This is a genomic window from Flavobacteriales bacterium, from assembly GCA_019694795.1.
GTDB lineage: Bacteria > Bacteroidota > Bacteroidia > Flavobacteriales_D > UBA2798 > UBA2798.
In genome coordinates this window covers 1-19931 of sequence record JAIBBF010000050.1, presented here as the reverse complement: position 1 = coordinate 19931, position 19931 = coordinate 1, and the positions used below count along the sequence as shown (strand labels likewise).

18 protein-coding genes are annotated in these 19931 nt (G+C 41.6%); 14 read left to right on the top strand and 4 right to left on the bottom strand.

Annotation, left to right across the window (positions count from 1 at the left end; all coding sequences use genetic code 11):
* The 12 genes from K1X56_12295 to K1X56_12240 form a co-directional block, all read left to right on the top strand.
* A partial coding sequence (locus tag K1X56_12295) for a sodium/proton-translocating pyrophosphatase (protein MBX7095492.1) occupies positions 1–596 on the top strand: 596 nt, incomplete at its 5' end.
* A 124-nt stretch (positions 597–720) separates the two neighbouring features.
* A complete protein-coding gene (locus K1X56_12290) occupies positions 721–1368 on the top strand; it encodes a DUF4290 domain-containing protein (protein MBX7095491.1) in 648 nt (215 codons plus the stop codon).
* 3 nt (positions 1369–1371) lie between these two features.
* Positions 1372–2676 (top strand): UDP-N-acetylglucosamine 1-carboxyvinyltransferase, encoded by a 1305-nt coding sequence (gene murA / locus K1X56_12285; protein ID MBX7095490.1) that lies wholly within the window; start codon positions 1372–1374, stop codon positions 2674–2676.
* A gap of 28 nt (positions 2677–2704) precedes the next feature.
* A complete protein-coding gene (locus tag K1X56_12280; GenBank protein ID MBX7095489.1) occupies positions 2705–4345 on the top strand; it encodes a response regulator in 1641 nt (546 codons plus the stop codon).
* Positions 4346–4364: 19 nt separating this feature from the next.
* On the top strand, positions 4365–5051 hold the full coding sequence (locus tag K1X56_12275) for a LytTR family DNA-binding domain-containing protein (protein ID MBX7095488.1): 687 nt from the start codon (positions 4365–4367) through the stop codon (positions 5049–5051).
* 244 nt (positions 5052–5295) lie between these two features.
* Entirely contained in the window at positions 5296–5853 is a 558-nt protein-coding gene (locus K1X56_12270) for a TlpA family protein disulfide reductase (GenBank protein MBX7095487.1), read from the top strand.
* A 124-nt stretch (positions 5854–5977) separates the two neighbouring features.
* Positions 5978–6517 (top strand): nucleotide exchange factor GrpE, encoded by a 540-nt coding sequence (locus K1X56_12265; GenBank protein ID MBX7095486.1) that lies wholly within the window; start codon positions 5978–5980, stop codon positions 6515–6517.
* Between the two features lie 11 nt (positions 6518–6528).
* Positions 6529–7680 (top strand): molecular chaperone DnaJ, encoded by a 1152-nt coding sequence (gene dnaJ / locus K1X56_12260; protein MBX7095485.1) that lies wholly within the window; start codon positions 6529–6531, stop codon positions 7678–7680.
* Between the two features lie 12 nt (positions 7681–7692).
* On the top strand, positions 7693–8625 hold the full coding sequence (locus K1X56_12255) for an ATP-binding cassette domain-containing protein (protein MBX7095484.1): 933 nt from the start codon (positions 7693–7695) through the stop codon (positions 8623–8625).
* Entirely contained in the window at positions 8618–9967 is a 1350-nt protein-coding gene (locus K1X56_12250) for an ABC transporter permease (protein MBX7095483.1), read from the top strand. The genes K1X56_12255 and K1X56_12250 overlap by 8 nt, the downstream gene beginning before the upstream one ends.
* 15 nt (positions 9968–9982) lie before the next feature.
* On the top strand, positions 9983–10909 hold the full coding sequence (locus K1X56_12245) for a hypothetical protein (GenBank protein ID MBX7095482.1): 927 nt from the start codon (positions 9983–9985) through the stop codon (positions 10907–10909).
* Positions 10910–10953: 44 nt separating this feature from the next.
* A complete protein-coding gene (locus tag K1X56_12240) occupies positions 10954–12126 on the top strand; it encodes a sigma-54 dependent transcriptional regulator (GenBank protein ID MBX7095481.1) in 1173 nt (390 codons plus the stop codon).
* Here K1X56_12240 and K1X56_12235 read toward each other — a convergent pair whose 3' ends face one another.
* Positions 12127–12504, bottom strand: a complete 378-nt coding sequence (locus K1X56_12235) for a hypothetical protein (GenBank protein ID MBX7095480.1) — start codon at positions 12502–12504, stop codon at positions 12127–12129.
* Between the two features lie 105 nt (positions 12505–12609).
* Here K1X56_12235 and K1X56_12230 point away from each other — a divergent pair, with 105 nt between their 5' ends.
* Both K1X56_12230 and K1X56_12225 read left to right on the top strand, forming a co-directional pair.
* Entirely contained in the window at positions 12610–14118 is a 1509-nt protein-coding gene (locus tag K1X56_12230) for a hypothetical protein (protein MBX7095479.1), read from the top strand.
* 89 nt (positions 14119–14207) lie between these two features.
* Positions 14208–14702, top strand: a complete 495-nt coding sequence (locus tag K1X56_12225) for a hypothetical protein (GenBank protein MBX7095478.1) — start codon at positions 14208–14210, stop codon at positions 14700–14702.
* Between the two features lie 5 nt (positions 14703–14707).
* Here the strand turns inward: K1X56_12225 and K1X56_12220 are convergent, their stop codons facing one another.
* The 3 genes from K1X56_12220 to alaS form a co-directional block, all read right to left on the bottom strand.
* Positions 14708–15598 (bottom strand): DUF4249 domain-containing protein, encoded by an 891-nt coding sequence (locus tag K1X56_12220; protein MBX7095477.1) that lies wholly within the window; start codon positions 15596–15598, stop codon positions 14708–14710.
* A 2-nt stretch (positions 15599–15600) separates the two neighbouring features.
* On the bottom strand, positions 15601–17949 hold the full coding sequence (locus K1X56_12215; protein ID MBX7095476.1) for a TonB-dependent receptor: 2349 nt from the start codon (positions 17947–17949) through the stop codon (positions 15601–15603).
* Positions 17950–18057: 108 nt separating this feature from the next.
* On the bottom strand, positions 18058–19931 hold a 1874-nt coding region (gene alaS, locus K1X56_12210), incomplete at its 5' end, for an alanine--tRNA ligase (GenBank protein ID MBX7095475.1).

The window sequence follows — 19931 nt, the reverse complement described above, 5'->3', positions numbered from 1 at the left end:
GAGCAGCGATGGACATGGTGAACGAGGTTCGTCGCCAGTTCCGCGAAATTCCTGGTATCATGGAATACAAAGCAAAACCTCAATATGAAAAATGTGTTGAGATTTCTACCAAAGCATCTATCCGCGAGATGATTCTTCCCGGAGCCATTGCATTGACTGTACCGGTTTTAGTTGGATTCGTTTTTGGTCCCGAAGTTCTTGGTGGATTATTAGCCGGTGTAACTGTATCAGGCGTATTAATGGGAATGTTCCAAAACAATGCTGGTGGTGCTTGGGATAATGCTAAGAAATCCTTCGAAAAAGGAGTTGTGATCAATGGCGAGACTTTCTACAAAAAATCTGAACCACACAAAGCATCCGTTACCGGAGACACTGTTGGAGATCCGTTTAAAGATACTTCCGGTCCTTCGATGAATATCCTGATCAAATTAATGTCGATCGTTTCATTGATTATTGCTCCGCATATTGCAATTAACGGTGGTGGACACAGCGCTTCGCCTACCGAAGAAATTGAACACAGCAAAATTGAAAGCAATACTTCTACAAATGGTACCGGTAACACCATTAGCTGGAATGATGCCGTAAACATTAAATAAAACATACCCTTCATAGCGAAAAATCCTCCTTTATCGGGAGGATTTTTCATTTTTAGCCAATTTCCACATGAATTGTTGGCTGTATTATTTTTCCTATCTTTAAAGCATCTATTACCGTTGTAAAATGACTGAAAACACGGACTTAAGCTACAATACCCAGCGGCCCAAATTAATTATTCCAGAGTACGGCAGAAATGTGCAGCATATGGTTGAATACTGTATGAGCATTGCCGATCGTGAAGAGCGAAACAAAGTTGCTAATGCCATTATTTCGGTAATGGGTCAGTTAGCCCCTCACCTGCGTGATGTGGAAGATTACAGGCACAAATTATGGACGCACTTATTTGTGATTTCCGACTTTAAACTGGATGTGGATTCTCCATATCCGAAACCAAGTCCCGAAGAATTTCATGAAAAACCAAACCGGGTTGAATATCCTAAAAAGAATATTCGTTTTGGTCACTATGGAAAAACCATAGAAATGATGATTCAGAAAGCGGTTGAATTTGAAGAAGGCGAAGAAAAGAAAGCATTGATTTTAACCATTGCCAATTTAATGAAGCGTTCGTACCTCACCTGGAACAGAGATACGGTAACCGATGAAGTTATTTTTGAGCAATTAAAATCCCTCTCTTCCGGAAAAATCGAACTGAAGGATATTGAATTGACCAATAAAGCCATGGGTGGTGGTCAGGAACAACGTCAGGGTAATTTCCAGAAGAAAAAACACTGGAACAAAAACTTCAAACACAAGAACAAGAAAAGATATTGATCTATGGGAACATTTGAAATTACCGGAGGTAAACGACTCAAAGGGGAGCTGGTTCCTCAGGGAGCTAAAAATGAAGCATTGCAAATTATCAGTGCTGTTTTACTTACACCCGAGAAAGTAATCATTCGAAATGTTCCGGATATTATCGATGTAAACAAACTCATTTCCCTCTTGCAGGCAATGGGTGTTAAAGTGGAAAAGCTGGAAGAAGGAACTTTTTCTTTTGAAGCGAAAGAAGTAAACATGGAATACCTCAACTCCGATGATTTTAAAAATCGTGGGGGTGGATTGAGAGGATCCATTATGATTGTTGGTCCACTCTTAGCCCGCTTCGGGAAAGGATATATTCCGAAACCGGGTGGAGATAAAATTGGTCGCCGACGTTTAGACACTCACTTTCTGGGATTTCAAAAACTGGGTGCTGTATTTAATTACGATTCCAAAGAAAATTTTTACCGTGTAGAAGCTAGTAATCTGAAAGGAACATACATGTTGCTGGATGAAGCTTCAGTTACGGGAACGGCTAACATCATAATGGCGGCTGTTCTTGCAAAAGGCAAAACCACCATTTACAATGCAGCCTGCGAACCTTACATTCAGCAATTGTGTAAAATGCTGAACCGCATGGGCGCAAAAATTACGGGTGTAGGTTCCAATCTCATTACCATCGAAGGAGTAGAATACCTTCACGGTTGTGAACATAAACTATTACCGGATATGATTGAAATCGGATCGTTTATTGGACTTGCAGCCATGACGCAATCTGAAATCACCATTAAAAATGTTGCCTATCCGGAATTGGGAATGATTCCTGAAGTGTTTTCGCGATTGGGAATAAAAATGGAATTGCGTGGTGATGATTTATTTATTCCCTCACAGGAAAGTTATGAAGTGGAATCGTTCATCGATGGTTCCATTTTAACCATAGCCGATGCACCTTGGCCAGGATTTACGCCGGATTTATTATCAATTGTTTTAGTGGTAGCCACCCAGGCAAAAGGTTCGGTTCTCATTCACCAAAAAATGTTCGAGAGCAGATTATTCTTCGTAGATAAACTGATCGATATGGGTGCGCAAATCATTTTGTGCGATCCGCATCGCGCTACCGTAATTGGATTGAATCGTCAGTTTCCGTTGCGTGGTGTAACCATGACTTCGCCGGATATCCGTGCCGGTGTTTCATTGTTGATTGCTGCACTTAGTGCCGAAGGAAAAAGTGTAATCCACAATATTGAACAGATCGACCGCGGTTATCAGAACATCGACGTTCGTCTGAATAAATTAGGCGCAGAGATTAAGCGACTCTGATTTCCTGATTCCAAATTTCAACCTTGAAATGATCATTTGGATATCCATATCAGTTATACTACTGATTACACTGGTGATCACGGTGATTATATTTTCAAGAAAAAAATCAGAACTGCAGCGGGAACTATCTCAGCTTAACAATGAACATGAGCAATTGAGGGAGCAAATGCTCGAGCATGAACGCTACCTCGCTTATACCAGTCACGAATTAAGAACACCACTCAACGCCATTTCCGGAGGTACACAATTGTTGTCGAAAACCGCCATGGATGAGCGTCAGAAAAAATACCTCAACACCATACAGTCGGCTGTCGACAGCGCTTTATTAATCGTTAACGACATCTTGGATTTAGCAAAGCTCGACAGCAACATGGTGGAGGTTCGTCCGGTGGATTTTATTTTCACCGAAGTGATCAATGGAATTCGCCACATTTTAGAATTCCGTGCCGAGCAAAAAGGATTGCAGTTCATTGTAGAACTCGATGAAAAAATTCCGCCCATTGTAAAAGGAGATTCGAAGCATCTCACCCAAATTTTATTAAACCTCGCCACCAATGCGGTGAAATTTACCGATCTGGGGAAAGTGGTAATCCGGGCCAAATTACTCAGCGAAAAAGATCAATCTGTTGTAATTCGTTTTGAAGTAGAAGACACCGGAAAAGGAATCCGAAAAAGTTCACTCAGCACCATTTTTAACCAGTACGAACAAGAAACGCGTCACACCATTAAGCATTCAGGCGGCACCGGATTAGGATTGGCCATCACCAGGAAACTGGTGGAATTGCAGCACGGAGAGATATCGGTGGACAGTAAATACCTCGAGGGAACGACATTTACGGTGGACCTCCCCTTCGAAAAATCGCAGGGCATTGTGCAGAGTCACCGCGAGAGTGATGAAAGTTTATACCAGCCATTATCCGGAATACAAATCCTTGCTGTTGACGACAACCTGATTAACCGCGAAATTCTTTTCGATTTACTGAAAGATGCAAATCCCTATATGCAAATCGATCTTGCCGTTGACGGGGAAGATGCTGTTCTAAAAGCCAAAGAAAAAAAATACGATGTGATTCTGATGGACCTTCAAATGCCAAAAAAGAACGGATACGAAGCCACCGAATACATTCGCAAAAATTTAAAATACCCGCACTGTGATGTACCCATCATTGCCATGACAGCACACGCACTGGAGAATGTAGCCGAAAGCTGTTTTAAAGCAGGAATGAACGATTATATATCGAAACCCATCGACATGAACTTTCTGGGGAACAAACTCAAAAAGATCATCGATAAAAAAGTAAAGCTGTCGGATAAATTTACCCGGTTTAAAACGGTGGACCTTGAACATTTGCAGGAATTAACCAAGGACAACAAAGACCGGATTTTAAAATACATCAACATCTTTTTATCGAACCTTCCCGATGAACTGGAGATTTTAAAAAAACACGGCGAGGCCAAAGATTTTAAATCGATCCGGGAATCCCTCCATAAAATCAAGGGGATTGTAGCCTACATGGGAATAAAAAGTCTTACCCGTTTGTTCAGTTCGGCAGAATATGTTAATTTGGAGACTCTTGGCGATGAGGCTTTGAAAAATTTCTTTAATGAAATTGAGGAAACCTGTTATAGGGCAATCGATGAATTAAAGGTGATTCAAAACGAAATTTAAATCCATTTACACTATGGTAATGCGTTGCATCATCGTCGACGACGACGAACTTTCGAGAAACATAATGGAAGATCTGGTGAAGGAGAATGACCAGCTCGAATTAGTTAAAATTTGTTCCTCTGCCATTGAAGCTTTTAATGTTCTGAAATCGGAAGAAGTCGATTTGATTTTTCTGGATGTGGACATGCCTAAAATGTCGGGTCTCGATTTAATCAAAAGTCTGGAGGTACTACCCCAGGTTATTCTCATTACTTCACACAGTGAATACGCCGTTGAAAGTTATGAATACAGCGTAACTGATTTTGTGGTAAAACCCATTTCTCATGCACGCTTTATGAAAGCAGTGGAGAAAGCCCACAAAAACCTGTCGCGCCCCTCCTTTACCGGCGATACGGCTAAATCTATTTTTATTAAAAGTGATTCGCGACTGGTGCAATTACATACCCAAAACATCCTTTACATTGAGGCATTGGGAAATTATGTAAATGTATTTACCACTAACGGAAAACACATTGTGCTTTCTACCATGAAGGACATTGAATCGCGTTTAACGCCGCCTGAATTTATGCGTGTGCATCGCTCCTACATTGTGCGTTTGGATAAAATTGAAAGTATCGAAGATAATTTCATCCACATCAATCAGAAAAGTATTCCTATCGGAAAGAATTACCGCGATGATCTGATGCGATCGCTTAACATGCTTTAAACTCCTTTAACAGGGCCTAAAACCATTTTGTCCTGTTAATTCTTTCGACTATCACTTTTCGGCTTTAACTGCTCCGGCAGGACCGTATCTTTACTAAAAATCAAAGATATGTCAGCCGTATTCCTTGTAAAAATTGTGCTGTTGGTGGTTCTGGCGGGCGTAGCTATTTACAATTACATCTCCTTTGTAGACGGTAGCGACGATTAATGTTCTGCTTATTTTTTTGTATTTTGGTCCCACTCTTATGAGCAAGATCAATTTAACCCTTGGAGCTTTAGCGCTCATGTTTTTCACTTTAGGTGTTTTTCATCTGGAGGGAAGCGCTCCCCGCAGCGAAAATTTGCAGGGCACTTCACCCACGGTGGGCAATCTTGCACCGGAATTGGTGATCAACGATGTGAAAGGCAAAAAATTGAAACTTTCTTCCCTGAAAGGTTATTATGTGCTGGTCGATTTCTGGGCCTCCTGGTGTGGTCCCTGCCGTAAGGAAAACCCTAACCTGGTAGAAGCCTGGAACAAATACAACAAGGCCAAATTCAAAAACGCGAAAGGTTTTCGTATTTACAGTGTTTCGCTCGACACCAAAAAAGAGGCCTGGCTCAATGCCATAAAAGCAGACGGACTGGTTTGGAAGCAACATGTATCTGACCTTCAGGGTTGGAAATCGCCTGCGGCAGCCACCTATTTGGTCAATTCCATTCCCGCTAATTTTTTACTGGATCCCAATGGCACCATTGTAGCCACGAACTTGCGCGGACTCGATCTACACAAAGCCATCGATAATTACGTGGCTTCCTTCTGAAACACGACATTTTCTCCTCTGAAATTCGCTGAATAGGCTACATTTGCACCCCAATACTGACACATTGTCGCCATTCTCACTTTGGCCTTTTTTTTGAGTTTGTATTGAGCAAATTTTTTGGATTATGAGTACGGAAGAAATTAAAAACGAACAAGAACAGGAAAATCAGGAGACTCCGCAGCAGGAGCTGAATGAACAGGAGCAGAAAAATGAAAGTGCAGAAAAAGATCCTGCCGCTGAAATTGAGGAATGGAATAAAAAATATTTATTGCTCTACGCCGAGTTCGATAATTACAGAAAACGTACTGCACGTGAGCGCGCTGAATTATTAAAGAGCGCCGGTTCGGATGTGATCAAAAGCATTTTGCCGGTAATTGACGACCTGGAACGTGCCATAAAAGCAAATGAAAAGGCAGATGATATTGAAGTGGTAAAAGAAGGTTTCCGCCTGATCCATCATAAATTCACTGCTATTCTTCAGGGTAAAGGATTAAAACCAATGGAAATGATGGGGCAGGAATTTAATGCTGATATATCCGAAGCCATTGCAAATGTCCCTGTGCAGGATGAAAGTCAAAAAGGAAAAGTTATCGATGTAGTAGAAAACGGTTATACCCTAAACGACGCCGTTATTCGCTATGCTAAGGTGGTAGTTGGACAATAATCAAAACAAACATGTCGAAACGCGATTATTACGAAATATTAGGTGTTGGCCGGGGTGCTGATGCGGATGAAATAAAAAAAGCATACCGCAAAATGGCCTTGAAATATCACCCCGATAAAAATCCGGGTGATAAAGAAGCGGAAGATAAATTTAAGGAAGCAGCAGAAGCCTACGATGTGCTTAGCGATCCTCAAAAAAAACAACGCTACGATCAGTTCGGTCACGCCGGTATGGGTGCAGCGGGAGCCGGTTTTGGTTCAGGCGGCATGAACATGGAAGATATTTTTTCTCAGTTCAGTGATATTTTCGGTGGCGCGTTTGGTGGTGCATTTGGTGGCGGAGGCGGAAGAGGACGCAGAGTGCAAAAGGGAAGTAATCTCCGCATCAAAGTGAAACTTACGCTGGAAGAAATCGGCAAAGGCGTTGAGAAAAAAATTAAAGTCAATAAGCAAGTCAATTGCCGTACCTGCAACGGAACCGGTGCTAAAAATTCAAACGCCGTTAGAAATTGTTCCACTTGCGGAGGTACGGGACATGTTACCCGTGTTACATCAACCTTCCTCGGTCAAATGCAAACCACACAGGTTTGTCCAAGTTGCCACGGACAAGGAAGTGTGATTACGGATAAATGCGGTTCTTGCCATGGAGAAGGAACCACGCGTGAAGAGGAAGTCATTTCCATTAACATTCCGGCCGGTGTTGAAGAAGGCATGCAGATGGCGGTAACCGGAAAAGGAAATGCAGTGCGCAATGGAATTCCGGGCGATTTAATTGTGGTGTTCGAGGAAATACCGCACGAATTCCTGCAACGCGACGAACACAATTTACATTTCGATTTACATCTCAATTTTGCAGATGCTGCATTGGGTTGCGATAAAGAAATTCCGACACTCGACGGTAAAGCAAAAATTCACATTGAACCCGGAACCCAAAGCGGAAAAATTCTGCGCTTAAAAGCAAAAGGTTTACCGGTACTGGATAGCTATCAGAAGGGCGACTTGTTGGTAACCATCAATATCTGGACGCCTCAAAAATTAAGTAAAGAGGAAAAAGCGACGTTGGAAAAATTAAGAGAGAGTGAAAATTTTGCTCCGAATCCTTCCAAAAAAGAAAAGAGTATATTTAAGCGTTGGAAAGAAATGTTCACCGGACACGGTGACTAATACCGCAATTGCATGAGTTTACTCAAAGCCGAAAACATCGTAAAGAAATATGCGGGACATACTGCCTTAAGTGGCGTAAGCATTGATGTGCCCGAAAAAAGTATTTACGGATTATTGGGTCCCAACGGAGCCGGTAAAACATCCCTGATTCGTATTATTAATCAGATTACGGGTCCCGACGAAGGCAAGGTGTATTTTAACGGACAGCCCCTCTCCCCCGAGCATTTGGGTCAGATCGGATATTTACCCGAAGAGCGCGGTTTATACAAGAAGATGAAGGTGGGAGAACAGGCCGTTTATTTGGCTCGCTTAAAAGGAATGAGCAAGCGCGATGCAATCCGTACACTGAACGAATGGTTTGAGAAATTTGAAATTGCACCCTGGTGGAATAAAAAAATTGAAGACCTCTCAAAAGGGATGGCGCAAAAAGTGCAGTTTATCACTACCGTGATGCACAAACCGCGGTTACTTATTCTGGATGAACCATTCAGTGGTTTTGACCCGATTAATGCCGAATTAATCAAAAACGAAATTCTCCGTTTACGCAATGAAGGAACCACCATTATTTTCTCCACCCACAATATGGGATCGGTAGAAGAAATGTGTGATGAAATTGCATTGATCAACAACTCGCGCGTTATTCTCGATGGAAAGGTTCAGGACATTCGCAAAAAATTCAGAACACACACCATCGAAATTGAATTTTCGGGAAATATGATTGCCTTTGCCAATGCACTTTGGGCAGGATTTGAATTAATCGACAGAGAGCAAATCGACAATCAGCATTTTAAAGCGAAAATAAAATTGCTGCACAACAACACCATTAACAATTTATTGTCCGCATTAATTCCGAATGTAGAAATAAGCAGCGTAAAAGAAATAATACCCGGAATGCACGATATTTTTATTGAAGCGGTGAACCAACAAAATTTGCAACATGGGTAAGGTAGGATTAATCATTGGTCGTGAATACCTCACACGCGTGAGAAAAAAATCGTTTATTATCATGACGATTTTAGGTCCGCTTCTCATTGGCGCATTCATTACCCTCACCATTTGGCTCACCATTGGAGAAAGCACCATGCACCGGGTTTTGGTGGTGGATGAAATTGGCTTAACCAAAAACACTTTTCGCGATAAGCCCACTATTAAATTCACATCGTACGATAAACATTATTCGGCTCAGGAATTTTTAGAAAACGAAACCTACGATTTGGTTTTGTATGTAAATGAGAAAACCATCAATGGCGATAAAGCCTTGTTGTTGTATAAAAAAATTCCTTCGCTTTCCGTTCAGAGTTATATCAACTCCGAACTGGATGCGGTGATGGAATCCTATCGTTTAATGAAAGCGAATACGGGTCCCGAAGTCCAGAAATTTATTCAGGACGAATACCCGAATATAAAACGCCATATTGAACTGGACACCCGCAATGCCGAAAGTGGCGAAGCCGGAAAACAAAAACACTATGCTGCGGTGGTAGGATACATTTTTGCATTGCTCATCTACATGTTTATTTTCCTCTATGGCGTGCAGGTGATGCGCGGCGTAATTGAAGAAAAAACCAATCGCATTGTTGAAATTGTTATCTCCTCGGTAAAGCCCTTTCAGCTGATGATGGGAAAAATTATCGGAATTGCATTGGTGGGATTAACACAATTCTTTTTGTGGGTGGTTCTTACCGGTGTCATTCTTTTTGTTTCGCAAATGATTTTCTTCCCCGATTTTTACGATCCCGCTAATCAGGCCAACATCACACAAGTGGCCAGCACGGTGAATCCGGAACAATTGGTAGCAAACAATGCAATTAATTTCGAGCAGAATGAAATTTATGAATTGGTGTTTCACCGCATCAATTGGCCATTGCTCTTAGGCATGTTTTTGTTTTTCTTCCTCGGCGGATATTTAATGTACAGCGCATTATTTGCAGCCATTGGAGCCGCGGTGGACAGCGAATCGGATACGCAACAATTTATGATGCCGATTACCATTCCATTGGTATTTGGATTCATTGTATCGCAAATGGCCATTGAAAATCCCGAAAGCAATGCCGTGTTTTGGTCGTCCATTATCCCCTTTACTTCACCGGTGGTGATGATGGTACGTGTTGCCATGGGATTTGAACCCGGTACCGAATGGCAATTGTTTTTAAGCATGGGCTTGCTCATTGCCGGATTTATATTTTGCACCTGGTTAGCAGGAAAAATTTATCGTACAGGTATTCTGCTTTACGGTAAAAAAGTTAGTTATAAAGAATTGTGGAAGTGGATTTTTTACAAAGGTTGATTTTCCATTTCACCAATGGCGCGGATTGCTGTAATTGACATAGGTACCAACACCATTAATCTTCTCATTGCAGAAGGCAGCAAAAACAATAATTCCGTTTTACACAGCGATCGTATTCCCGCCCGTTTGGGGAAAGGTGGTATTGGCGCTAAAAAAATAACCGATGATGCATTTCAACGGGGAATCGATGCATTAATTCAACATCATCAAACCTGTGTTCAGTTCAACTGCAATTCCATTTATGCATTTGGAACTTCCATGTTGCGCGATGCCGTTAACGGAAAAGAATTCGCGTTGGAAGTCCACCAACACACCGGAATTCAAATTGAAATTATCGATGGCAATCGCGAAGCGGAATTAATCTGGAAAGGTGTACGTGAAGCGGGAAATGTTTCCGGAATGTACTGCATCATGGATATTGGAGGCGGAAGTACGGAATTTATTATTGCTGATCATGAAAAAATTCACTGGAAAAAAAGCTACCAGTTGGGCGTTACCCGGCTCTATGAAGAAATTCCACATAGCGACCCCATTAAAGAACAGGAGATTCTTGCTACAGAACTTCATTTAAAGCAAGAATTAGAAGATTTGTTCGACGCCTTGAAAAGCTACGACATAAACACCCTCATTGGTTCTGCAGGTAGTTTTGAAAGCTATAAAACCATGATTGCCCACCGTTGTGATGAAGGACCGGTCGATTTAAAAATACCGCTTCATCACATCCACATGGCTGAAATGGAAAAACTAATCGAGCACATTCTTATCAGCCATCACGAGGAACGATGTGGAATGAAAGGTCTGCACGAAATCCGGCGTGATCTGATTGTGGTTGCCAGTGTTCTCATTCGCTTTGTAATCTGTAATCATTCCTTTTCGCAGGTCTATTTTTCGGTTTATGCGCTTAAAGAAGGGGTTATGGCAGAGCAATTATCCGATAAATAAGTCCCTAGTTTTTTCATTTTCCTATATTTGAAAAAAACAGCACCATGGCCAAAATCCTGATCATCGATGATGAACGTCCGATTCGCAGAGCTTTGCGCGAGATTCTTGAATATGAAAAATTCGAGGTGGACGAAGCAGAGGATGGTCCCTCCGGTTTGGAGCAGGCGCGTAGTGGTGATTACGATGTAGTGTTGTGCGATATTAAAATGCCGAAAATGGATGGCATGGAAGTGCTCGATACGCTTCAGAAAGAAGGAGTGGATTCGCCGGTGGTCATGATATCGGGACACGGAAACATTGAAACGGCAGTAGAGGCGATTAAAAAAGGTGCTTTTGATTTTATTCAAAAACCACTTGATCTGAATCGGATTTTGGTCACCATCCGCAATGCCATGGACCGTGTAGAACTGGTGCAGGAGACCAAAGTGCTGAAGCAAAAAATTTCGAAAGGAAAATCTTCGGATATCATTGGCGAATCGAAAGCGATTGCGCAAATCAAAGAAATGATAGAGCGTGTTGCTCCTACCGACGCCCGGGTTTTAATTACCGGTGGCAATGGTAGCGGAAAAGAACTGGTTGCCCGTCAGCTCCACGAAAAATCAAACAGAAACAAAGGTCCCTTTATTGAAGTCAACTGCGCCGCAATTCCAGGTGAACTGATCGAAAGCGAATTGTTTGGTCACGAAAAAGGCGCATTTACCTCTGCAGTAAAACAACGCATCGGAAAATTTGAAAGTGCCGAAGGTGGAACATTATTCCTGGATGAAATCGGCGATATGAGTTTAACTGCACAAGCGAAAGTATTGCGCGCATTGCAGGAAAATAAAATCACCCGTGTAGGTGGAGAAAAAGATATTAAAGTGAATGTCCGCATTCTCGCCGCTACCAATAAAGATTTACGCAAGGAAATTGAAAACAATAATTTCCGCGAAGATTTATACCATCGCCTAAGCGTTATTTTAATTCACGTTCCGCCACTGAATGAACGTAAAGATGATATTCCTTTATTGGTAGAACATTTTTCGAAACTCATTTGCGAAGAGCAGGGAATGCCGGCAAGGACATTCGACAAAGGTGCTTTAAAAGCCTTGCAGGAATTGAACTGGACCGGTAACATCCGTGAATTACGCAACGTGGTGGAGCGCTTGTTGATTTTGGGTGGTAAATCAATTACCGAGGCCGACGTAAAAACCTACGCCATTCCGCGCTTTAATTGATTATTTGATTTTAACGAATTTAATTCCGTCGTAACCTTCTTCCAGCACCAATTCCTGCTGGGTGAGAGAGCGGACTTTAAACTCTTCCACTACTTTACCGCCTTCCATTACAGAAATGGTCGTAGTATCATCGCTCAGCATGTATTTCGCTTCATACACTTGCGGTCCATCCCGTTGAATAATTTTACCGTCTTCGGTAAACTCCATACCAATAACGTGCGGATTTTCAATTACGATGGAATCACCAACCTGAGCCAATTGCCATTTTCCAATGATGGCATGTTTTGTTGGTTCTTCTTCAGAAGAAGATGAATGATCGCCGGTGCAGGCATTGAATGCCAACGAGAACACCAATAAAACTTGAACAATTCCTTTCATAAGCCAAAATTCACCGTAAAAATATTAAAAGCATTTTATTCATCATCCACTTATCGATTTCATTTCGCTTTTGGGGCATTTTTCTTATTTTGTTGCACCTGATTTATGCTTACAATACAAAAACTGGTTAGTCTGTTGCAGCCTGAACACCTTCAGGAATTTTGCGACCATTTGGATCAAAGCGGCAATACGCTGCCTTTGCGCCTGGTGGAAAAACTACGGCAGGATGGTCCGCTGAATGTTGAAAGCGATGAATTATGCAATGCCATATACGGAGACACAGAAGAAAAAACACGTAAAAAATTTTTTCAGCTAGCTCATTACACCTTCCGTCTCAGTGCCTTTCTGGCGCACCGCTATCCTTTTTATCTCTGCCATAATATTAGTCCCATCGAACGACTCTTTAATGCCGGGAAACAGGCAGAGGCGGAACAGCAGGCGGAAAATTTATTGGATATCGCTTTAAAAATTGAAGATTATTCCACGCAATCCTGGGTGCTGAAATTTTTGATCAATCTGGCACATATCCGGGAGAAAAGAAAAGAATCCATCCGCTTACAGCAATTGCTCAACACGGCCCTGCACAATGAGGGAACGCTGAATGAAATTCAACTTTACATTCGCGAAAATTTAAATTTTAAGGACAAAAACAATTTAACCAGCGAAAACTCCGTAAAGCATCTGGAGTTTTTTTCGCAGTACCATCAACGCGAATGCTTACCCGTGCAAATCATGTCGCGCTACGGTAGTGTTTATACCCTGAGTTTTCTCGACGACAATAAATTTTATTCGGAAGAAGTAAAGCAGGAAGTGAATGGTTTAATGACGGAATTGGACAAACACTCCTATATTATTTTTCCTTTTGCCGACGACATTCTGCTCAATATTGACTACCTGCATCTGAAGCTCATTATTAAAAACATGAATGAAGATGAAGTCATGCGCGAAGCAACACGCATTTCGAAAAAATGGAGCAATTTGCGTTTCTGGCAGAACCATATTAATACCGCACAAATTGTTTCGCTCAGTATACAGGCCAGTTATTTTATTACCCGTTATTGCATTTCCTATAAGGAAAATTACCGCGAACTGATTCCTGTCCACATCCGCGAGAGTATCGATGAAACCGTGCATATCTGCAAGCGCATGGTGGACCAGATGAAAGAAGAAAAGGATGCTCATGTTCGCTACATCAACCTCAACAATATTTATTGCATGTTGTTATTGTTGTGCGGAAAAGATGAAATAAAAAAATCGATCAGTATTCTGGAAAAATTAATGATCGACTATCAGCAGATTCCTTTCCAAAAATTATACGATGCTATTTTTGCCAATCTCATTATCGGATATTTTTCCATCGCCGATCACAACGGTGTAAATGAATGCTACCGCCGTTATGAAAAACTGACAGCCAAAAAAGCGAAGATTGTGGAGAATGATGTCACCATTAAAGCCTTCTATTACGCCTCTCAATGGATCACTTCGGGACGCGAGCAATACCGTGAAAAATTAAAATCGCTCATTGCATCACTCAAGGATAATCCTCTTCTGGTTTCTACCCAACACCTGGTAGAAGAGCTCTGCCAGTATTACAACATTCCGGTGGAGGAATAAGTCATTCGTCTGTTTTTGGTCGAAAAAACCACCTTAAAATTGCTTTTGATGCTTGCATGAGTTAAATTACATTACCTAAAAACCGGATTATGTATCAGTATTTAAGCATGGAAAAAATAAACACATTTATTGCCGGGCTCCCCACCTGGGTTATTGTGTTATTGTGCATCATCGTTTTTATGGGGATTGTTGGTCAATGGGCCCTCTATTCCAAATGCGATTTACCCGGATTTGCAGCGCTGGTTCCCGTGTGGAATGTAAGCGTATTTCTGCGCATTGTCGGCCGGCCTTCTAATCAGGGTTGGCTTGTAATGGTTCCACCTCTGGTGATGTTGTTAAGCATTCTGTTTATACCCAATCTCATTGTTGGAGCGGTAATTGGCGGCATTTTCATGTTACCATGGGCATGGTTCATGATTAAAGTGTATGTGGAAGTGTGTCAGAGTTTCGGAAAACGGAATATGAGCAGCTACATTTTGATTGTCATTTTCAACGGACTCTATCTTTTCAACCTCGCGCTTTCTCAGGATGAAAAATATGAAGGTCCCATTTACAAAGAAGGCGATCAACCCAAACTTTTCTGATCAGTTTATTTCACCCGTAACACCGAAGGAAAATAACCTGCAAAAATTCCTATTCCTCCATTTACGTTGGAATAGATTTGTACGGGCTGGGCAAATGGATCGCCATTGGTGCTTTGGTATAAATCATACGATTTACTGAAGTAAAAATATTCTTCGCTCGAATTGGAAAATGCAATGTAAATCTCAGGCACATTTCCGATCCACAACGGAATATAAAAATCGACATCAACGGTTTGACCATCATACACCAGATCGCGGGAATACAATTGATTTTTCGTATCGAAAATATCTCCTGCATCATCGAAGTAAATGGAATTGGTACTGCTCCAGATCGGATCAAAATGATCGATGGAATCCACAATATTTCCAAAATTATCATACAAGTATTCCATGTAATGCTGATAGAATCGTACACAATAATGATTCTTTACACCGGCAGGATCCTGGTAGCGGAGTCGAACACGAAATACATTTTCCTGCGCAATTAAAGTGGTGGCTGTATCGATGATTTGTGGCGCAATAGCAGCAGGTACGGAAGTGCTGGCATCAACAGAAGCGTAATCGGCATGACTCACTTCAATCTGGTACGAATTTCCGGCAGAAGGAATCAGCAATGATGGAGAACGGTAATCCCCATCACCCTGGTGCACTAAGTCTTCGATGTAGTTTCCATTTCCATCATACAGTTTTACGGAAGCAGTAGTGAGCGCCTGAATATCGGCCTGGTCGAGAACGTTTAAACTGTGACTGACATTAACGGAAATCACTGAATCGGGACGCAACAATGCATTCAACACAATCCGAGGGGTTACTTCATCTGAAGTGAATTCAATTTCTTTAATGCAGGAAGAAAGCAACAACAATGCAAAACCGATATATATATTGAACTTTTTCATACTTAAAATTTAAAGCTGTAAGAAAATGAAGGAATGATGGGAAATAAACTGACTTGTTTCAGCACACGGTTTCCTGCATCGTTGTTTCCAAAAAATAAATAAAACGCATTTTGTCTACTGTACACATTATATATACCAAGACTCCAGGTGCGTTCCCATTTTTCTCTTTTCTTGTGAAAATTCACACCAACATCCAAACGATGATACGCCGGCATGCGGTAATTATTTCTGCTGCCGATATGCACCACTTCGTTGTAATAATTTCCGTAAGGACTCTGATCAATTACATTGTAACGTTCGTAACCCAGGGTAACGGCGTTTCCGGTTCCGTAAACCCATACAACACCAACATCAATTTTTTCGGAAAAGCGATGCGTTATGGCAATACCAACGTTGTGGCGACCATCATAGCGGTAAGGAAAGGTTTTACCGAAATTAAGATTATCGAACTGACGGTTGGTCCACGATAACGTATAACCGATCCATCCCGTTGTTTTTCCAACTTTCTTTTCAAGTAATACTTCTGCACCGTACGACCATCCCCTGCCTAATTCAACTTTTTCCTGCCAATCGGTTTCACTACCAAAAAAACTGGATCCGTCTTTATATTCAATCAGATTATTCATGTATTTGTAATACACTTCGGTGCTGAACTGATAATCTTTTTTAATAGTGCGCGAATAACCCGCTGCAATCTGATCGGAAAACTGAGGAGGAATTTTTCCTGTAACCGGTACCCACAAATCGGTAGGCAATCCAATTCCCGCATTCGATAATAAGTGAATGTATTGCGCCATTCGTGCATAGGACAGTTTTACCGAAGAAAGTTCATCGATCATAAACCGTCCGGAAACACGGGGTTGTAATGACCAGTAATCTTTTTTATCTACCAGGAATCCGGACAAATGCAATCCGGCATTTACTTTCCACCGCGGAGCAATTTCCCAATCATCTTCTGCATACACATTGTATTCGTGTGCAAATTTTTTCATGGATCCGAAAGAGGTATCGATATTGACCGAAGTTTCTGATTGTGTAAAACGGTTAACGCCCGGAGTAAACGTATGGTAAATTTCTCCTGCTCCAAAACGTACGTAGTGTTTTATATTGGGCACATAATAGAAATCGATTTTACCCGCCCAGTCATTAATGCCACTTAAATATTCGAATGAATTACTGCTGGTACTTGAATTTCCCTGATCAATTTTCTCCAGTTCATCGGTAAATCCTACATTAAATTTATACCGCGAATAGGTAACGGTAGTATTGGCAAAAAGTTTATTGTTGAATTCATAATTCCAGCGAAGTGCAGAGATAAAATTTCCCCAGTTTAAATTCGATTCCGAACGCGATTTGTATTGTACGTTATTATTGAGATAATCGTCTTCGAATACCGAATAAAATTTATCGTTGCCGTAATAACTTGAAAAATACAATCGGCTTTTATCGCTAAAACGATGATTTATTTTCCCGTTGAGATCATAAAAATAATAACCGGCAATTTGTCCATCGTTGTTCGCTTTAATAATAGGACGAGCCAATAAATCGAGATAGGTTCTTCGTCCCGAAATCATGAATGATGTTTTATCTTTTTTAATTGGACCCTCCAGCGTTAATCGTGATGCGATTAATCCGATGGATCCTTCGCCATGAAATTCTTTCATATTACCTTCTTTCATGCGGATATCCAATACAGAAGATAATCGTCCGCCGTACCTCGCCGGAAATCCTCCTTTTACAATATCCACCGAACTGATGGCATCTGAGTTAAAAACGGAAAAGAAACCGAATAAATGAGAGGCATTGTAAATGGGGACACCATCCAGCAAAATCAGATTTTGATCGGGTCCTCCGCCACGCACATACAATCCGCTGGATCCTTCAGTTCCACTTTTTATTCCCGGTAATAATTGAATGGTTTTAATGATATCGCGCTCACCCAGCAACACCGGTAATGCTTTCACCATTTCCATCTGAAGCGTCATGGTACTCATCTGCGTGCTTTCTGCGGGACGTTCTGCCACCACTTCAATCTCTTCCAGTTCAACGGTGCTCGATAATTGCGCATTAAAACGTTCGTCCTGATTTAGAACAAACACCCTGGTGCTGGAGGTATAACCTACAAATGAAACCCGCAACATTACTGTATCGGCAGGCAAGGTTAAACTGAAAAATCCATAGGCATTGGTGGCGGTTCCCTTTTTCGATTTTAAATCGAATACCGAAGCACCGATTAATCGTTCCCCGGAAGAAGCATCTTCTACATATCCTGATATGGTAAAGGATTGCTGTGCATTTACGGAGCTGACCAAAAAGCACAGAAAGAAGCTGCAATAAAAAAGAATTCGCATAGAAAAAAGAAATACGCTATACAACGGGGCTAACTCCGCTAAATTGCATCTGAAATAAAAAAAGTAGAACAGAAATTCTGCTATTCTCAGAATCCTGTTTCAATGGCATCAGAGGTAACTTTCCGCCTTTTTAAGCGCTTCAGCAATTCCTTGAGCATTGGTTCCGCCTGCCGTAGCAAAAAAGGCTTGTCCACCCCCTCCACCGTTAATCGCTTTGGCTAATTCCCGCACAATGGTGCCTGCATTTAATTTCCGGTCGTTAATGAGCGCATCAGAAATGGCTACGCTAATACTGGCTTTACCTCCCGATTCCGAACCGAGGACCAAAAAGAGATTTTCAATCTGGGATTTCAGCTGAAATGAAATATCCTTGATGTTAGCAGCGTCGAGATCTACTTTTTTAGCAATAAAACGAACACCGTTAATTTCTTTAATGTCTTTCAGCAATTCATCTTTTACAAGCACCGCTTTTTCTCTGGCGAATACTTCCAGCTGTTTATTTAATTCAGCGTTCTGACTTAACAAATCCTGAATTGCCTTGGTAATATCCTTTGGTCGTTTTAATAATTCTGCAACTTGTTCAATCAACACTTCCTGCGAACGGAAATACTCATCGGCTTTCACTCCGGTGATGGCTTCTACGCGACGAATACCTGCGGCAACGGCCGACTCCGAAACAATTTTAAAAAATCCAATTTCGCCGGTAGAGCGCACATGTGTTCCGCCGCATAATTCAACCGAAGTACCGAATTTAATGACTCTGACTTTATCGCCATATTTTTCGCCAAACAATGCCATAGCGCCCATGTTTTTTGCATCATCAATGGGTGTATCTCTTCGCTCATCCAACGAAATATTTTCACGGATTTTTTCGTTTACCATTTGTTCTACGCGACGAATTTCCTCTTCGGTCATTTTAGAAAAATGAGAAAAGTCGAAACGCAGATAATCCGGATTTACCAATGAACCTTTCTGCTCCACATGTGTTCCCAATACCGAACGCAATGCTTCGTGCAGGAGGTGAGTGGCAGAGTGATTCCGTGCCGAATCGCGACGTTTACTTTTTTCAACTACGGCATTAAACTTAACAGAAGTATCTGCCGGAAGCTGATCTGCAAAATGTACAATGAGATTATTTTCTTTACGGGTATCCGTAATGGCAACTTTTCCTTGTGCCGATTCGATATAACCGGTATCGCCAACTTGTCCGCCGCCTTCAGGATAAAAAGGTGTTTTGTCGAATACCAACTGAAACATTTCTTTTCCCTTCGCTTTCACTTTACGGTATTTCACCAGAACAACTTCGGCTTCTGTTTGATCGTAACCGATGAATTCTTCCGTATCATCCTCACGCAACTTCATCCAATCGTCGGTCTCCACATTTGTAGCAGCACGCGAACGGTCTTTTTGTTTGTTCAGTTCAACTTCAAATCCTTTTGCATCAATGCTTAATCCGTGTCCACGTGCAATCAGCGAGGTAAGATCCACAGGGAATCCGAATGTATCGTACAATTCAAATACCGTTGTTCCGTCAATCATTTTTTGCGCACTGTTTTTTACTTGCTCGCATACACTTTCAATTCTGCGAATTCCGTTTTCCAGTGTGCGGTAAAATGCAATTTCTTCTTCCCGAATAACTTTCTCTACCAACTCACGCTGTGAACGGATTTCAGGAAAGAAATCTCCCATTTGATTGGCAAGTACTGCAACCAGTGAGTGAAAAAACGGCTCACGCAATTCGAGGGATTGATACCCGTAACGAATAGCGCGACGCAAAATTCTGCGGATGACGTAACCTGCTCCGTTGTTAGATGGAAGTTGACCGTCGGCAATACTGAAAGAAATAGCACGGATGTGATCGGCAATAACGCGCATTGCGATATCCGTTTTCTCCTGCTGTCCTTCACTTGCACCGCCATCGTATTTTTTTCCGCTCAATTGTTCAATGCGACGAATCACCGGCATAAATACGTCGGTATCGT

Excerpts from the sequence above, each read along its gene's own strand:
- K1X56_12290 (MBX7095491.1), top strand. The coding sequence starts at position 721 with ATGACTGAAAACACGGACTTAAGCTACAATACCCAGCGGCCCAAATTA.
- murA (MBX7095490.1), top strand. The coding sequence starts at position 1,372 with ATGGGAACATTTGAAATTACCGGAGGTAAACGACTCAAAGGGGAGCTG.
- K1X56_12280 (MBX7095489.1), top strand. The coding sequence starts at position 2,705 with ATGATCATTTGGATATCCATATCAGTTATACTACTGATTACACTGGTG.
- K1X56_12275 (MBX7095488.1), top strand. The coding sequence starts at position 4,365 with ATGCGTTGCATCATCGTCGACGACGACGAACTTTCGAGAAACATAATG.
- K1X56_12270 (MBX7095487.1), top strand. The coding sequence starts at position 5,296 with ATGAGCAAGATCAATTTAACCCTTGGAGCTTTAGCGCTCATGTTTTTC.
- K1X56_12265 (MBX7095486.1), top strand. The coding sequence starts at position 5,978 with ATGAGTACGGAAGAAATTAAAAACGAACAAGAACAGGAAAATCAGGAG.
- dnaJ (MBX7095485.1), top strand. The coding sequence starts at position 6,529 with ATGTCGAAACGCGATTATTACGAAATATTAGGTGTTGGCCGGGGTGCT.
- K1X56_12255 (MBX7095484.1), top strand. The coding sequence starts at position 7,693 with ATGAGTTTACTCAAAGCCGAAAACATCGTAAAGAAATATGCGGGACAT.
- K1X56_12250 (MBX7095483.1), top strand. The coding sequence starts at position 8,618 with ATGGGTAAGGTAGGATTAATCATTGGTCGTGAATACCTCACACGCGTG.
- K1X56_12245 (MBX7095482.1), top strand. The coding sequence starts at position 9,983 with ATGGCGCGGATTGCTGTAATTGACATAGGTACCAACACCATTAATCTT.
- K1X56_12240 (MBX7095481.1), top strand. The coding sequence starts at position 10,954 with ATGGCCAAAATCCTGATCATCGATGATGAACGTCCGATTCGCAGAGCT.
- K1X56_12235 (MBX7095480.1), bottom strand. The coding sequence starts at position 12,504 with ATGAAAGGAATTGTTCAAGTTTTATTGGTGTTCTCGTTGGCATTCAAT.
- K1X56_12230 (MBX7095479.1), top strand. The coding sequence starts at position 12,610 with ATGCTTACAATACAAAAACTGGTTAGTCTGTTGCAGCCTGAACACCTT.
- K1X56_12225 (MBX7095478.1), top strand. The coding sequence starts at position 14,208 with ATGTATCAGTATTTAAGCATGGAAAAAATAAACACATTTATTGCCGGG.
- K1X56_12220 (MBX7095477.1), bottom strand. The coding sequence starts at position 15,598 with ATGAAAAAGTTCAATATATATATCGGTTTTGCATTGTTGTTGCTTTCT.
- K1X56_12215 (MBX7095476.1), bottom strand. The coding sequence starts at position 17,949 with ATGCGAATTCTTTTTTATTGCAGCTTCTTTCTGTGCTTTTTGGTCAGC.